The sequence below is a fragment of the Catalinimonas alkaloidigena genome (assembly GCF_900100765.1).
Taxonomy (GTDB): domain Bacteria; phylum Bacteroidota; class Bacteroidia; order Cytophagales; family Flexibacteraceae; genus Mooreia; species Mooreia alkaloidigena.
Window position 1 is genome coordinate 545,439 of sequence record NZ_FNFO01000002.1, and the last position, 16,626, is coordinate 562,064.

At 57.5% G+C, this 16,626-nt stretch carries 10 protein-coding genes; 6 read left to right on the top strand and 4 right to left on the bottom strand.

Annotated features, from left to right (window positions below):
• Window positions 1-164: 164 nt before the first annotated feature.
• From BLR44_RS05630 to BLR44_RS05640, 3 genes are all read left to right on the top strand, one after another.
• Window positions 165-4,043 carry a S8 family serine peptidase gene (locus BLR44_RS05630; RefSeq protein WP_176955906.1) on the top strand — a complete coding sequence of 1,293 codons (3,879 nt, stop codon included), beginning with the start codon at window positions 165-167 and terminating at the stop codon, window positions 4,041-4,043.
• Between the two features lie 143 nt (window positions 4,044-4,186).
• Window positions 4,187-5,638 (top strand): Asp-tRNA(Asn)/Glu-tRNA(Gln) amidotransferase subunit GatB, encoded by a 1,452-nt coding sequence (gene gatB, locus BLR44_RS05635; protein WP_089680119.1) that lies wholly within the window; start codon window positions 4,187-4,189, stop codon window positions 5,636-5,638.
• 104 nt (window positions 5,639-5,742) lie between these two features.
• Entirely contained in the window at window positions 5,743-6,885 is a 1,143-nt protein-coding gene (locus tag BLR44_RS05640; protein ID WP_089680121.1) for a TlpA disulfide reductase family protein, read from the top strand.
• 74 nt (window positions 6,886-6,959) lie between these two features.
• Here BLR44_RS05640 and BLR44_RS05645 read toward each other — a convergent pair whose 3' ends face one another.
• The gene (locus BLR44_RS05645; protein ID WP_143017136.1) at window positions 6,960-9,392 is read right to left on the bottom strand and encodes a translocation and assembly module lipoprotein TamL; all 2,433 of its coding nucleotides are present in this window, start codon (window positions 9,390-9,392) and stop codon (window positions 6,960-6,962) included.
• Between the two features lie 44 nt (window positions 9,393-9,436).
• Here BLR44_RS05645 and BLR44_RS05650 point away from each other — a divergent pair, with 44 nt between their 5' ends.
• Window positions 9,437-10,189: an RNA methyltransferase gene (locus tag BLR44_RS05650; protein ID WP_089680125.1), complete on the top strand. Its 753-nt coding sequence runs from the start codon at window positions 9,437-9,439 to the stop codon at window positions 10,187-10,189.
• Window positions 10,190-10,211: 22 nt separating this feature from the next.
• Here BLR44_RS05650 and BLR44_RS05655 read toward each other — a convergent pair whose 3' ends face one another.
• Entirely contained in the window at window positions 10,212-10,826 is a 615-nt protein-coding gene (locus BLR44_RS05655) for a hypothetical protein (RefSeq protein WP_089680127.1), read from the bottom strand.
• A 106-nt stretch (window positions 10,827-10,932) separates the two neighbouring features.
• Here BLR44_RS05655 and smc point away from each other — a divergent pair, with 106 nt between their 5' ends.
• Entirely contained in the window at window positions 10,933-14,481 is a 3,549-nt protein-coding gene (smc, locus tag BLR44_RS05660; RefSeq protein WP_089680129.1) for a chromosome segregation protein SMC, read from the top strand.
• Window positions 14,482-14,491: 10 nt separating this feature from the next.
• On the opposite strand, the gene BLR44_RS28530 is transcribed toward smc, so the two are convergent.
• Window positions 14,492-15,169, bottom strand: a complete 678-nt coding sequence (locus BLR44_RS28530) for a hypothetical protein (protein WP_143017137.1) — start codon at window positions 15,167-15,169, stop codon at window positions 14,492-14,494.
• 150 nt (window positions 15,170-15,319) lie between these two features.
• Complete coding sequence (gene msrB, locus BLR44_RS05670) at window positions 15,320-15,724, bottom strand: peptide-methionine (R)-S-oxide reductase MsrB (RefSeq protein ID WP_089680767.1); 405 nt, start codon at window positions 15,722-15,724, stop codon at window positions 15,320-15,322.
• A 245-nt stretch (window positions 15,725-15,969) separates the two neighbouring features.
• Here msrB and BLR44_RS05675 point away from each other — a divergent pair, with 245 nt between their 5' ends.
• Window positions 15,970-16,422 carry a rhodanese-like domain-containing protein gene (locus tag BLR44_RS05675; protein WP_218127017.1) on the top strand — a complete coding sequence of 151 codons (453 nt, stop codon included), beginning with the start codon at window positions 15,970-15,972 and terminating at the stop codon, window positions 16,420-16,422.
• The last annotated feature ends 204 nt before the right edge of the window (window positions 16,423-16,626 follow it).

A 16,626-nucleotide genomic window follows, 5' to 3' on the forward strand; every position in this document is an offset into this window, starting at 1 on the left:
AAACCCGGTGCCAATCTGCCTGAATATTACACAGACAATGATTGCCAGGGAGTTGCCGCCCATGCGGATAGCCATCCCAGTAGCTTTGTATACCTGACGCGGATTGCCGATCGAGTATGCAAAAGCTGTTCCTTAGTTGTATTTTTTTAATAGCGGGTTGGGGCTTGCAAGCACAAGCACCTGCTGCCCAGAACTTTACGCAAGCGCCGGTGAAGGCGGCTCAACAGAAAGCGTTACGACAACTTGCCGACGTGTACGAGGCGCACTACCAGCGCCAGCAAGCCTCTGCCCAACGTTGGGCAACTTTGCACGCCCAACCGCTGCGCTTGCAGACGACGCAGGGACACGTGCGTTTGTTGAGTGGGTTTGCGCCCAACGGACAGCCGCTTTTCCAACAAACGGAGAACAACCAAGCCTCGGCCGCGACCATCGGCACGACGTACCTGTTGCCGGGGGGCGGTTTACAACTCAACCTCACCGGCCAGGGCATGCGCATCGGGCAGTGGGACGGCGGTAGCGTATTGGGGACGCATCAGGAATTGAGCGGGCGGGTGCTCCAGTACGAATCGGGCCTGGACGTCAATGCACATGCCACCCACGTCGCGGGTACGCTGGTCGCTAGCGGGGTGCAGAGCCTGGCGCGGGGCATGGCCCCCGAAGCTCAATTGCGTGCTTACGATTTCGACAACGACTTGAGTGAAATGGCGTCTGCGGCAGCCGATGGGCTGCTGATCTCCAACCATTCGTACGGAACGGCGGCGGGCTGGGACGAGGCGACCAACGCGTGGTACGGCGATCCGATCATCAGTGAGGACGAAGACTGGAAGTTTGGTTTTTATGACGAGAAAGCGCAAGCCTGGGACCAGATTGCGCACGATGCGCCCTACTACCTGATTGTGAAATCGGTAGGGAACGACCGCGGCAATGCGCAGCCGGCCAGCGGGAAGTATCAGGTATGGGACGGAAGCGGTTGGGTAGAAAGTACGCGGGCACGTCCTAAAGACGGGGGGACCGATGGCTTCGATTGCATCAGCACGTATGCCACGGCCAAAAACATCCTCACCGTAGGGGCCATCAAAGCCTTGGAAAGCGGTTACACGACGCCCAGTGCCGTCACCATGTCGGATTTCAGTAGCTGGGGACCGACGGACGACGGGCGCATCAAACCCGACGTGGTCGCCAACGGCGTAATGGTCTATTCTACGAATTCATACAGCAATTCTGCGTATTCGTACCGGTCGGGTTCGTCGATGGCGGCACCGAGTGTGGCGGGTTCGCTGCTGTTGGTGCAGGAGTATGCCCATCGTCTGACCGGAAATTACTTGCGGGCCGCCACCCTGAAAGCCCTGACCATCCATACTGCCGATGAAGCGGGGCCACAGCCCGGGCCGGACTACATGTTTGGATGGGGAGTCGCCAACCTGCGGCAGGTCGCAACGGTAGTGGGCGATACTTCGGAAGCGCACCTCTACACCGAAGCCCAACTGGCCCAAGGCAAAACCTACCTTCTTTCCATCGAGTCGGACGGCACCCAGCCGCTGGTAGCAACGCTGTGCTGGACTGACCTGCCAGGGTACCCGTCGTATCCGTCGCTGAACTCGCCCGAATTAAAGCTGATCAACGATCTGGACATGCGCATCACCGATCCGGAAGGGCAGGTGTACCAACCGTACGTGCTGAATCCGGCGCAGCCCCAGCAAGCCGCCACCACCGGCGACAACATCCGCGACAACGTCGAAAAAATTGTCATTCCCGACGCCATGCCCGGTGTCTATACGCTGAAAATTACCCACAAAGCTTTATTGACCGGCAGCGCACAGCCTTTTTCGCTGGTGGTGAGTGGGCGCAAATCACGCAATGCCCCGCCACCACCTACGCTAGCGGCGAGTGCCGTCACACAAACCACCTACTGCCTCGGAACCGAACTTGCCGTGGCTTATCAGACCACCGGTACGTTTCAGAACGGCAATAGCTTTCGGCTGGAACTTTCGGATGCTTCGGGCAGCTTCACGTCATCGACGCTGATCGGATCAGCACAAGGTACGGGAGGCTCCATTCGGGGTATTATTCCAAGCTACCTGCCGGCCGGAACCGGCTATCGCTTGCGGGTCGTGAGCACTGCACCGCGTCTTGTGGCTACTGGCAGCGAAGAAGCTTTGCAACTGGTGCCTTCGCCCGCTCGTCCGTCGGCGACCAGCAACGGACCTGTCTGTACCGGCGATGTGTTGTTTCTGCAAACCGATTTCCTCGAAAACGGGACGTACCACTGGCAAGGCCCCAACGGGTTCGAATCCGACGAACAGATGCCCGTCATCGTCAACGCCGGACTAGAACATGGCGGCACGTACCGCTTGTCAGTTATGACGAACGGGTGCGTGAGCGAAGAAGCCAGTGTGACCGTCCAAGTGACTTCGGTGCCCGTGGTAACGCTCCAGACCGACGGTTCCACCACGTTTTGTAGCGGCGAATCGGTCGAGCTGTCCGTGCCCGCCGGGATAGGGGCGGCGTACCAATGGTACTGGGACGGTACACCACTCGATGCCGCGACAACCTCCTCATTCCAGGCTACGGAAGAGGGCGCATACAGCGTACAGGTAACGACCGAAGCGGGCTGTCTGGCCTTTTCCGATACGGTGCAGGTGTACGTAAAGCCCACGCCGGTAGCCACGCTCGTCTTTCAGGAAGGCGTCTTGTATGCCTCGGGCGGGAGTATCTACCGCTGGCAGCGCGATGGCCAATGGATTGAGGACGCCGCGGACTCGACGTATGTGCCGATGGAACCGGGGCTGTATGCCGTCAGCATTGGCAACGAAACGGGGTGTAGCGCGCTGTCGACGCCGTTCGCCTTCCAACAGGATAGCACGGCCCATACGCTTCTCTACGCCGCCTCCGTCGCGGACTTTACGCCGGGCCTGAGTGTGGGCCAACGGGCGATCGACCAGTGGCACAACCGCCCCGAACGAGCGTTGCAGGCTCCGGAGGAAACGGGCGATCCGCAGAGCGCCGTCCGGCTGGGTAAAGGCGGCTGGCTGACCCTGATGCTGTCCGATTCGTTAGCCAACGGCGTCGGGACCGATCTGCAAGTCGTCCCGCTCGATACGACTCTTTGCGAAGAAAATCGGGCGCAAGCGTACGTACTGGCGTCGCAAAACGGAACTGATTTTGTGTATCTGGGGATCGCGTGCGGACGTACGGACCTCGATCTGCAAGCGCTGCCGTGGGCGCGTTACATCCGACTGATTGATACAAACGAAGGCCTGGATGCCGATGGGTTTACGCTGGATGGCCTGATCGGCACGAGCGGCGCGTACCGCCAGGGTGCGTTAACGGAATTGCAGACGTGTGGTGCCTGGGACGTTGTGAAGTACCGCTCTGGGAAAGATCTGGCCGGAAACGGACTGGACGATAGCCTGACGGTAACGGCGCATGTCCTGGACGTGCCCGATGGAAAAACGACTGCGTTGGGGTACGGTGGCGAACTGGTTGTGCAGCTAGAAACCGCGCTGTTCAATCGGTTCGGGACGCACCCCGACTTTGAAATTACGGGCCCTACGTCGACCGGGGAATTGGACGTAGCGGTGCAGGCATCGATCGACGGCAGCACGTGGCACGAAGTCGGTACCATCACCGCTCAGGAACGGTGGGTCGATCTGGCCGAATTGCCTTTTGCCATGTACGTCCGGCTACAGGACCAGAGCCAGGCCTCGTCGGCGGCACCGTATGGACTTTTGATCGATGGGCTGCGTTGCCGTCCGCACGAAGAGCGCACCGAACCCGATACGCCTCTTTATCCGCCGCACGTATACCCTAATCCGTACCGCGCGCAGTTGACGCTCGACTACACGGCGGTCGAAGACGAACAGACCCTGCGTGTACAGGTCGTAGATGTCTACGGGGCGACCGTCTGGCAAGCCGAACAGGCCCTGGAGCTGGACCAGCACTACTCCCTTTTGTTGCCGCTGGGAACGCAGGCACCCGGGGTTTACTACCTCATCACCACGACCGAGCGGTACCGGCAGACGCTGAAAATCGTCAAGCAGTAAGTGTTGGAGGGGGGCGGCGAGAAGCGCCTGAACGGTCTAGTTTTGCGGATCGGCGAACAATCCGGAGTAGCAAGCGACTAATTCTGCTAACTTTGGACTTTTGCTGCCACCGCTTACTTAGTATCAGCCTATTACCTGTGCGTATGCTTTCGAAGTACGAACCCGTCATCGGGCTTGAAGTCCACTGCCAATTGCTCACCGCCAGCAAGGCCTTTGCCGCCGACCCGAACGCCTCCGGTGGCGAACCCAATACCCACATCAGTGTGATTACGCTGGCGCATCCCGGCGCCTTGCCGCGTACCAACCGCAAAATGGTCGAGTATGCCATCCGCATGGGGCTGGCGTGTGGGTCGGAAATTACGCGCTACGGGGTGTTTGCCCGGAAAAACTACTTCTATCCCGACTTGCCCAAAGGGTATCAGATCTCACAGGAAAAAACGCCGATTTGCCAGGGCGGCCAGGTGGTCATCCGCAAGCCGTCCGGCGAAGAACTGGCGCTGCGGCTGCACCACATCCACATGGAAGAAGATGCCGGGAAGTCGATTCACCTGGAGGGCGAGCCTGAGTCGCTGTTGGACTATAACCGGGCGGGCGTACCGTTGATCGAAGTGGTATCCGACCCCGAAATGCGCAGTGCCGAAGAAGCTGTGCTCTATCTGCAAGAAGTGCGGCGGCTGGTGCGCTACCTCGACATTTGCGATGGCAACCTGGAAGAAGGCTCGTTTCGTTGCGACGCCAACGTATCGGTGCGTTTGCGCGGCGAAACCAAGCTGGGGCAGAAAGTGGAGATCAAAAACATGAACTCGTTTCGGAACGTGCAGCGCGCCATCGATTACGAGATCGAACGGCAGATTCAGTTGCTCGAAAAGGGCGAGAAAATTCTCTCGGAGACCCGCCTGTTTGATGCCAACACGGGCATTACGCTTGGCATGCGTACGAAAGAAGCCATGAACGATTACCGCTACTTTCCGGAGCCCGACCTGGCCCCGTTGCAGATCTCGGAAACCTGGCTGAACGAGATCAAAGCGAGTATGCCCGCCCTGCCTCAGGAGCTGTATCAGAAGTTTACGCAGCAGTACGGCTTGCCGGCCTACGACGCCGGAATTCTGACCGAAAGCAAAGAAATGGCATTCTTCTTTGAAGAGGCCTGCCAGCACACGGCCAACTACAAGGGCGTTTCCAACTGGCTGATGGGGCCGGTGCAGTCGTACCTGAACGCTACTGGCTCGGCCATCGACCAGTTTCCGTTGCAACCGTCCCAACTAACCGCACTGATCACGCTGGTGGACGAGAGCCACGTTAGCTACGCTGCGGCCACACAGCAGCTCCTCCCGGCCTGGATCGAGGCCCCGCAACGGGACGTTCGGACGTTGGCCGAAGAGAAAAATCTTTGGATGGAGGGCGACGACGATACGCTGCAACCGATCATCGCGACGGTGTTGGAGCGCTTTCCCGACAAGGTGAAAGCCTACCGCAAAGGCAAAAAAGGCCTGATTGGCCTGTTTATGGGCGAAGTGATGAAAGCCACCCGCGGCAAGGCCGATCCCAAGAAAGCGAACGAACTATTAACCAAAGCTTTGAGTTTAAACGAGTAACAAATACTGCGAGGAGCAGTAAAACAACGTTATCGTTTTGCGCGGGGCGCGTCCTGCAACCCGCCGCATCAACCCAACATCATCCGTAACCTCATCACTCCTACATGAACAAATCAGTTGTATTTGCGAGCCTTCTGGTATTGCATGCCGCCTGCGCCCAAAAACCGAGCACTCGCGCCAAAGACGAGGGGTATCACATCCAGGGAAAAGTAGAACACCCGCAGGCCGATGGCTGGATCAAACTGCAGGAAATTGAAAATAACCAGCTGACGACCCTCGACTCTACCCATGCCGACACCAAAGGAAACTTTGAATTTACCGGCAAGGTGGATGAGCCTTCGTTTCATGTACTGAGCTTCAACGACCAGCAGGTCGTCACCGTCATTCTGGAAAACGGCGAGCGGCTGGAAATAACCGCCGCTGGCGACGATCCGCAGGGTGATTTCAACATCACCGGTTCGCGCGAAAACGATCGCCTCCAGGAAATGTCCACCCTCCAGCGTGGGTTGGAAACGAAAGTGCAGGCATTGCAGCAGCGCATGCAGTCGGCTTCGTCGCCCGAGCAGCAGGCCGCTGTTATGGCCGATTACGAAAAACTTCAGGGCGAAGCCGCTACCGAAATGAAAGCCCGTCTCGACACCATGGGTGCTTCGCTGGCGTCGTTGTTGGCGTTGAACGTGCTGAATCCGGAAGAAAGCGAAGAAGATTTCAAACGCTTCGAAACGCTGGCGCAGCAGTTTCAGAAAGAACGTCCCAACTCGACCTACACCAAGCAACTGACCGAATCGGTCGATCAGCTACGCCAGGCCCGCGCGGCATCGGTACAAATCGGTGACGATGCTCCCGACCTGACGTTCGATACACCCGAAGGGGGATCGATCAGTTTGTCGTCGCTGCGCGGCAAGTACGTATTGATCGACTTCTGGGCCTCGTGGTGCAAGCCCTGCCGTCAGGAGAACCCCAACGTGGTGCGCCTGTACAACGAATACCAGAACAAGAACTTTGAGATCCTGGGCGTATCGCTCGACGAAAACAAAGATCGTTGGGTGAAGGCCATCGAACAGGACGGACTGATCTGGAAACACATTTCCGACTTGCAGGGCTGGCAATCGGCTGCGGCGGAGAAGTATAACGTGCGGGCCATTCCGGCTACTTTTCTGGTCGATCCGGCCGGAAAGGTCATCGCCAAAAACCTGCGCGGTCCTTCGTTGCGCAAAAAGTTAGAAGAGCTGCTGGGCAAGTCGTAAGCCCACCTCATCGAAATACAAAAGGCCCTGCGAAGCTCGCTTCGCAGGGCCTTTTGTGTAAAAGCCATTCAGGATTAGAAGGGGTACCCGATCCCGATTTGGAGGGAGCCCTGATCGCGACGGAACTGGAACTCATCGAGTACAAAACGCTGCCCCAGGGGACGGGCCGGATCGAAGGTTTTGATACCGTAGTCGAATCGGACGATCAGGAACGAAAAATCGAGCCGTAGCCCGGCACCCACCCCGACCGCAATTTCGTTGTAAAACTTGCTGAAGCTGAATTGGGCCGCTTCCTGACGCGCCGCAATGTATTCGGGATCTTGGTCTTCACTGTCAGTGACACGCGCGAAGTTGTTGTTCCACACGTTCCCGAAGTCGGCAAAGATGGCGCCTTCCACCACTGAAAAGAGCTCGCGACGCAGTTCCAGGCTACCTTCCAGCAAAATCTCGCCGGGTTGTTCGTAGAGATAGGTGGGGTTGCCGTTCGCGTCGCGTTCGACAAACGAGCCGGGACCTAACCGCCGGGGCTGCCACGCTCGCACGCTGTTGCCGCCACCCACAAAGAAGAATTTCTCGTAAGGCAGGGTCTGCGAAAAGCGCCCCCAGGGGTTGGCAATGCCCACGTGCAAGCGCCCCGCCAGCGTGGTGGGCTTGTTCAGCGGCAGGTAGTAGCGCCCGTCGATGTCCGTACGATGAAATTGAAAATAGCTGGCATCGCCCAACAGCGTGCCATCGGCCTCCGCACTGGACGTGCGGTCGAGCAAACCGGGCGTTAGGCCCCCGAGTTCGGTGTTCACCCGCAAGTAGAACGACTCTTTGGTAGCGGTCCCGATTTCGCTGGTGTTGTACGTCCAAGATGCCGACAAACTGGAAACGATGGAATTGTACGGGATGAAACTGTTGATCAGCGGGTTACCTTGGTCTCTTTGTAAGTTGATAAGGTACTGCTCGAACGATTCGGCCAGTTGCCGCGTCCGCACCACGTTCAGGTCGATGGGACTGATGGTAAGCGCCTGGTTGTTGCCCAGTTGCATAATGTAACTCAGGTTTCCGCGGAACAACTGACGCGCATATTCCGGCCGTTTGATGTCCGTGTAGCCAATCAGGAAACGCGTTTTCGGGTTGTACTTCGCCAGCGTGTACCGCAGACGCGTCGGAAAAATCAGCGTCGGAAACACCAACGAAGCGTTGACGCCTACCTCACGGGCGCGGTAAACCGAATCTTCTCTGAAAAACGAACTGGTCTGCCCTTCGATCGAATACCGACCGCTCAACTCGAACGTCTCGTAACTCTTAAACCAGTTGCGCACCTTGAAGGTCAGGTTGGCAAACGGACCGGGTGCGCCTGAACCCTGGCTCACCAGGAGCCCCACTTCGTCGGTCACCTGATATTTGGGCAGCGGGCTGGTCGCGATGCGCGCTACGAGTGTAGTTCCCGACGTATCGAAGTTCATGTTTACGAACTTGAACATGTCCATACTTCCCAACTGCCCCTGCGTGTTGACCACCGCATCGAGTTGGTAGATATCGCCCGGCTTGAACTGAAGTTTGCGATCCAGCACCCCGGCCGGAAAATCGATGGAGGGTGCGGTATAATGTACCCCGTTGAGCGTGAGCGTATCGCGCTGGTACTGGTTTTCGTTGGCCTGCAAATCCACCACAACGTTGTCGTACGTGTAAACGCGGTGCTTCCCGTTGGGGGGATTGTTGATCTTCAGATTGATGTCCACCATTTTCCGTCCGGTAGAATCGGTGAGGTTGTAGTACACATCGTAGAAGATAAAGTTCTTGCTGAAGCCGTAATAGCCGCGGTTGCGCAGCAGTTTGTCGAGGCGGTCGCGTTCGGCCGCGAGGCTGGCTTCCTGGTACCGATCGCCCGTCTGCACCAGTGCCGACGACTGGTTGGCAGCAATGATGTTGGCGATGCTGCTGTCGTCGGTGATGTAATTCAGGTCCCGGATGTAGTGCGGATCGTTCTCCTCTACCCGGTACGTAACTTTCAGGGTATGCTTCCGCGTGTTGGAGTCGGCATCCCAGGTAACGTTGTTGTCGAAAAAGCCCTGGTTGTAGATGTAGGCCTTCATTTGCGTGGTGGTCTCGGAGGCCAGCGTCGAGTCGAAAAAAACGGGCGGCTCGCCCACCACACGCATCAACCAGTTGCCCTCTTCCTGCACGGTCCGCAGCTTCTCTAACTTCTTGTTGCGCAGCCGTTCCAGGCGTAATTCCTTGTCGCTGCCGGGTTTTACCCCCTCTAGTTTTTTGTCGTACTTTGCCTCCGTTTTCTCAATTTTCTGGACCACTTTCAAGGAATCGTAGAAGTACCGATCGCCGAGGTAGTAGAAGAATAAGTAAAACGAGGACGTTGATTCTTGGCGGTAGAGCGCCTCCAGGGCGGCGGCGTCTGTTTTCTTGTTGCCCTTTACCTTCTGGCCCGTCAGCAGGTAATGCTCGTCGTCGGTATAATACGAAGTAGCACAGCCGCTTTGCAGCAAAACGGCCGTCAGCAAAAGGAAGCAGGTAAAAAAGGATTTGAGTAAAGTATTCAAGATATATGCTCTCCAAAAATTTTTTAAAATACATCAACGCACTCCAGCAAAAAAAGCACCGTAAGCTACACGAAGCTTTTCTGGTAGAGGGCGAAAAGAGCGTTGCAGAACTGCTTGCTTCTACTACGTATCAAGCCTCGCATGTGTTAGGAACCGCCGAATTTTTGCAGACGCATCGTTCCGCGCAGGGTGCTTCGGGCATTGAGTGGATCGAGGCCAGCCCCGCCGAATTGCAGAAAGCCGGAACGTTCAAAACGGCACAACAAGCCCTGGCGATTGCCAAAATACCCGCTGCGCCGTCGTCGCCGACCTTTCCGTTGCAGCAGTGGGTGCTGGCGCTGGACGGTGTCAACGATCCGGGGAATCTGGGCACGCTGATCCGCATCGCCGACTGGTACGGGTTTGCCGATCTGATCTGCTCGCCCGATACGGTCGACGTGTACAACCCCAAAACCATCAGCGCAAGTATGGGTTCGTTTCTACGCGTGCGGGTGCATTATGCAGCGCTGGAATCCTATCTCGACCAGTGTCCGCAGCCGGTCCTGGGGGCTTATCTGGAAGGCGAATCGGTGCATACCGCCCGTTTGCCACAGGCGGGCGTGCTGGTGATGGGCAGCGAGGCGCATGGCATCCGACCGGCGCTTTCGGCGCGCATCACCCAAAAAGTGACGATCCCCCGGTTTGGTGCGGCCGAGTCGCTGAACGTGGCCGTAGCTACCGCCATTTTGTGCGATCGCATTCGGCAGCAGCATCCTTAAAAATCAAGTCGGCAGGAACGCGTCAGAATTTGCGTTGCAGGATTTCGCTCAGCACAAAAGCATCGCGAGCGGACTGGCGGTTGCGCAACAGCGCCTGGTAGCGCGTCGGCAGGGGTTTGAGCGTGGTGCGTTTCTGGTAGGGGAGAAACGAGGCGTCGGCCGGGTCGGTGCTGCGGTGGGTCTGGATGCCCCGTCGTTGCGTTTCTGCCTGGGCACGCTCGCGTTCGCGGAGCAATTGTTCGGCTTTTGCTTCTTCTTCGTCCTCTTCCTGTTCCCGTTGCAACTGGGCGGTGCGCGCCTTCGCGCGGCGGATCTGTGTTTCCAGTTCGCGTTCGGCCTGTTGAAAGCGTCGCTCGGTACGTTCGCGCACCTGCTGTGCTTTGCGGGCAACGCTCTGCTGCGCCTTCTCGGCGGCTTTTTCGGCCTCCTCCCACGTTTCGCGGGTTTCGATTCTGCGGGGGCGGATCTCTTCTTCGTCTTCTTCTTCGCCAAACAGCGACTCCAGCGGGCTTTGCGGCAGATGCGTTGACTCGTCCTGCTGCTGGCGCGTGGCGGCTTTGCGGCGCATTTTCACAAACGTGGCCACTAGGTAGATCAGCGCCCCCAATACATACACAAGAATATCCGAAGCGTCCATCTCCTTTTTTACGCTAAAAACGGTTGAGAATTGCCGGAAGGCCCTTAATTTCGTGATTTGAACTTGCTAAAGATACGCCAAATTTTCAAAGTTTGGCCGGTGATATATGCAGCTTAGTAAATTAGAAATAAAGGGATTTAAGAGCTTCGGCGATCGGGTCGTGCTTCACTTCGATCAGGGCATTACCGGCGTGGTGGGCCCCAACGGAAGCGGAAAATCCAACATCGTCGATGCCATCCGCTGGGTACTTGGCGAACAGAAAACGCGCGCCCTGCGGTCCGACAAAATGGAGAGCGTGATCTTCAACGGCACCAAAAAGCGCAAGCCGCTGCAAATGGCCGAAGTGTCGCTCACGTTCCTGAACGACAAGGGCATTTTGCCGACGGAGTATTCGGAGGTGACCATTGCCCGGCGCTACTACCGCTCCGGCGACAGCGAATACCTGCTGAACGGCGTGGTGTGTCGCCTCAAGGACATCACCAACCTGTTTATGGATTCGGGTATCGGGTCGGACAGCTACGCGATCATAGAACTGCGCATGGTCGACGACATTCTGAACGACCGCGAAAACGCCCGCCGTACCCTGTTCGAAGAGGCCTCGGGCATCTCCAAATTCAAACTCCGCAAACGTGAAACCCTCCGTAAACTGGAGGGAGTCGATCAGGACCTGTCGCGGGTGCAGGATGTGCTGCACGAGATCCACAAAAACATGAAGCAGCTGGAGCGGCAGGCCCGGCAGGCCAAAAAGTATTTTGAGATGCGCGACATGTACAAATCGGCGGGGATGGCGCTGGCGTTCGTCACGGTGCAGAGCCGGCAGTCGGTGCAGCAGCGCCTCGAACAGCAGATTCAGGGCCTGACCACCGAACGTACCGAAGTGCGCGGCAAAGTGGCCGAATCGGAGGAGGTGCTCGAAGGGTTGCGGCGCAAGATGGCCGAAGTCGAACATTTGCTGGCCAGCCGACGGAAAGTGCTGTCACAAAAGCAGGAAGCCATTCGCCAGCGCGAGAGCGAGCAGAAAGTACGCCACGAGCGTCACCAGTTGTTGCGCGACAAAGCCGAGAGCCTGCGCCGCCAGATCGACCAGGACCAGCAGCAGAACCGAGCTGTTGCGTCGGGGCTGAAACAGTTGCGCGAAGCGTTAGCGGAGACCGAAGCGACCACCTTGCGCCATCAGGAAGAGATGACCCAGGCCCGTGCCGCCTGGGAAGCCCAAAAAGCTCAACTTACCGCCCAGCAGCAGGAAACCAACCGCCTGACCACGCAATTACGACAGGCGCAGGACGCGTATTTTCAGTTGACCAAACGTCTGGAACTGGACGCCCAACAACTGACCACCATCCGGCAGGAGCTGGAGAACAGCACCCGCGAAACCGACCGGCATCGCGACCGGCTAGTAGAACTGGAAGCCGACATCAGCGACCTAGCCGAACAACTGGCGGGTCAGCAGGAAACCCGCTGGCAGTTGCAGGAAGCCGAAAACGCCCGCCGCGAGGAACTGCAACGTACCGAGCAGCAGTGGGAACAGCACCGCGATGCACTGGCGCGTCTGCACCGGACACATGACGCGTTGCGCAACGAATACAAACTGACGCGGGCTCTGGTCGAAAACCTGGAAGGATACCCGGAAGCAACGCGCTTTCTGCGCAAGGAGGAGTCGTGGCAGCAGAATGGATCGGCCACCGCCACACGAACGCCGCTGCTGCCCGAAATCATCTCTTGCCCGGACGAGTACCGCACGGCATTGGAGCATTTTCTGGAGCCCTGGATGAACTACTACGTAGTGCAGCACGACTCGCAGGCGCAAGCTGCCATCGCGTTGCTGGACCAGGCCAAGCGCGGCAAAGCCAGCTTCTTTGTACTGGACCGTTTTCAGGGATACGCGTCGCGGCCCGTGCCGGCGCTGGCCGATGCCGTTCCGGCCCTTTCGGTGGTACAGTATGACGAGCGCTATGCCGAGCTGGTCCACTTCATGTTGGACCGTGTCTACTTCGTAACGCCCGGGTTTGCGGCGTCGGACGTGCCACCGGGGCAAACGTGCGTCTCGACCGACGGCAAGTTTCTGTTAAGGGCCTACAGCCTGTCGGGGGGCTCGGTCGGAGCGTTTGCCGGCACGCGGTTGGGGCAGGCCCAGCGCCTCACGACCCTGCAGGAAGAAATCACCCAACTGGAAGCTGAACAGGAAACTCTCGAAGCTGAAAAAGCTACTCTGGAAGCCCGGCGGCAGACCCTACGCACCGCTTCCCGGCAGGCCGAAATTCAGGAAATCGAGCAGCAGATCAACAGCCGTCAGCAGCAGTTGGCGGCCCAGCGTGCGCGCTTCGAGCAATTGGCGGGCCTCGCCGACGACCAAGCTCTGCGTCGCCAGGAACTTCAGGAACGGCAGGTGCAACTTCAGGACGACATCGCCGACCTGACGCCGGACGTGGACCAGCGCAAGGCACAACTCGCGACGCTAGAGGCGCAGGTGCAAGACCAGCAGCACGTACTGGAAGAGGAGCAGGCGCTGGTGGCAGAGCGGGGTGAGGTCTTCAATCAGGCCAATCTGGCGTTTCACCAGCAGACCCTGCGGCAAGACAGCCTCCGCCAGGAAATTGAGTTTAAGGAAGATTCGTACGAAGTCAACGAACAGCGCATTCAGGACAACCAGCGCACGTTGGTCGAAACGGAGCAGGAACTGAAAAACCTGCTGGAAGCGCGGGGTAATGACGACGATGGCCTGAAAGCACTGTACGAGGAACAGACGGCCGTGCAGGAGGGCGTCAACGAGGCGGAACAGGAATTCTTCGCGGTGCGCGGACAAAGCGATGCCCTGGAGCGTGACCTGCGGGACCTGCGCCGGAAGGGCGAGGCCAACGACGCGCTGTTGCAGGAATTGCAACGCAAGCTCAGCGATACCCAAATGGACCTGGCCACGGTGCGCGAGCGTTTGTCGATCGAGTTCAACCTGAGCGATCTGGCCAAGCTCGACATGCCCGAACAATACGTCGGGGTATCGGAAGAAGGGCTGAAAAAAAGTGTACAGTCGCTGCGCGATCAGATCGAAAAACTGGGGCCGATCAACTCGATGGCGATGGAAGCCTACGAGGAAATCCGCGAGCGCTACGACTTTATCGAGTCCCAGAAGCGCGACCTGGAATCGGCGCGTCAGTCGCTGGTGGACACCATCCGCGAGATCGACCTGGTGGCGAAAGAGAACTTCCTCTCGACCTACGAGCAGATTCGGCTCAACTTTCAGAAGGTGTTCCGCACGCTCTTCACCGAAGAAGATACGTGTGACCTGACGCTGGTCAATCCGTCCGATCCGCTCGAATCCAAAATCGAAATCATGGCACGGCCCAAAGGCAAACGCCCGCTGACGATCAACCAGTTGTCGGGTGGGGAGAAAACCCTGACGGCCATTTCGCTGCTCTTCGCCATCTACCTGATCAAACCCGCACCGTTCTGTATTTTCGATGAGGTGGATGCGCCGCTGGACGATACCAACATCGACAAGTTCAACAACATCATCCGTGAGTTTTCGTCCGATTCGCAGTTCATCATCGTTACGCACAACAAACGCACCATGAGCAGCGTGGACGTGATCTACGGCATCACAATGGTCGAACAGGGCGTTTCTACCGTTATTCCGGTCGATCTGCGCGAACTGGTGTAGCGAAGTGTCCTCAGGGGGCGGGAGCGTCGCCGGTGTTGTGCCGCAATAGGGCGGCTACTACGAGCGCCATGCCGAAGGCGCCCAGCAACGTGCCCGCAATGGCCAGACCTGTGGCGGAGTAAAGTTCCGGGTTGCGTCCGGTCTGTATCCAGCCTACAATTCCGCTGGCGAAGCTGGCGAGAAGCAGCACCAGGCCGGTCCCGACAAGCGCCGTGCTGGAGGTGAACAGCAGGGCCACCCCCGCAATGCCACCGGCCAACGCGAGAAAGGACCAGGGATTGATCTTGCGTCCGCGTGCCGAATTGCCGGGCAATGTGTTCAGTGCCTTCAGGGGCGTACGAACTTGAAACGCCTCTCGTAGACGAGGACGCGGATGGATGCCCTCAGCACCAGAAGTGGTTTGCCCGGCGGTTGCCCATGTACGCGCGGGCAGCCGTATCGTCGGTGGAGGGAGGAGACCATGCCCCAGTACCGCCAATGCCTGTACATCCATTTTCGGTGAAAGAAGCGGCCGTGGCGGAAGCGGGGAGACGCTGGTCTCGACTAAGCCAGGCGACGGAACTTCGCCCGCCGAAGCGCCGTGCAAGGCACCGGTGCTGGCGTTCGGAAAAACGTAGTAGGCAGGACGCGCACATCCGAGATTGAATACCAGCGGAAGTAACGCCACAAGGAGGGAGATCGCCTTCATAGGAGCTGAAAAAGTTGAGGGAACTGGCATGCACTGCACGTCAAGGTAGTGAGCTTTTGGCGCATTTGTAAGCACCACGTCGCTAGGGGGCAAAATAAAAAAGCCTTTCTGCCGGGGGGCAAAAAGGCTTTTTTCAGCAAGTGCAGCAGTTCAGGAGGGATCAAACTCCAACGCGGCCGAATTAATGCAGTAGCGCAACCCCGTGGGGCGGGGGCCGTCGTTAAACACATGGCCCAGATGCGCCTCACATTGGCGGCACGAAACTTCCGTACGGATCATGCCGAAGCTTTTGTCAACGGCCTCGCGCACACTGGAGGGAAGCGGCCGGTAGAAACTGGGCCACCCTGAGCCGGAATCGAATTTGGTTTCAGACGAAAAAAGCGGCTCTCCGCAACACACGCACTTGTAAGTCCCCTCCTGTTTATGTCCATTGAAAGCCCCGGTAAAGGGCCGTTCGGTGCCTTTGCGTCGCGTTATTTCGTATTGGATAGGAGTGAGTTGCGCTCGCCACTCAAGGTCGCTCTTGGCGATTTTCTCCTTCTCTTTCGTTTTCATATAGCGATTTACGATAAGTCCTAGTTTTGTATCCATAAACGTCATCGTAAACAGGGGGTTACCACAAGGGAAACAAAGCACGTTGGTGCCCGAGCAAACCAGCGGCTGCGGACACAACCTGGAAGCAAAAGCGCAGCGAACGGAGCGGGGGCCAGAAATGCGAACAGTTCCTTAGAAATCAGGCAGAAGGAACAACCTTGTGGCACTAGTTTTGCGTTGAAACGATGTACATGAAGAAGGAAAAAATGAAAACACGTATAAGTCTGTTGTGCCTGCTGATCGGCATGCTGAGCATTCCCGCTGTACTGCAGGCACAAACCACTCCCTTGCCCATTCGCACGGATTCGAACGAAGGCGTAGCCGTGCTGCCCGACTATCAGGAAGAAGACAATACCCTATCGCCCAAAGAGTTTGCGCGTCAGATCGCCGACGAACAGGCCGTGTTGCTGGATGTGCGAACCCCGGAAGAATACGAAGAAGGACATCTGGAGGGCGCAAAACTTGTCGATTACAAAAGCGACGAATTTGAAGAGCAGGTGCGTGCGCTCGATCCGCAGCGTACGTACTACATGTACTGCCGTTCCGGCGTACGCAGCCACAAGGCCCTCGAGCAGATGAAAGAGATGGGATTCAAGCACCTTTACGAGTTAGATGGCGGAATAACCGCTTGGAAATCAGAAGGTTTACCGGTTAAGTAAACTTTTTTTAAAAAATTTGTAACCTATCTTTTGGCGATGCGTTACCCCTAATAAGTCGTTTAAGTAGTTAATTGTTGAGCACAGAGCACAAAAGCCCGTCCGAATGGTCGGGCTTTTGTGTTGTAGCCTCCTGCTGAATAACTCCCCCGCATCTGTTACTTTTGCGTAGCATGTATCTCCCCTTTATGTCTCATTTTCGATGCG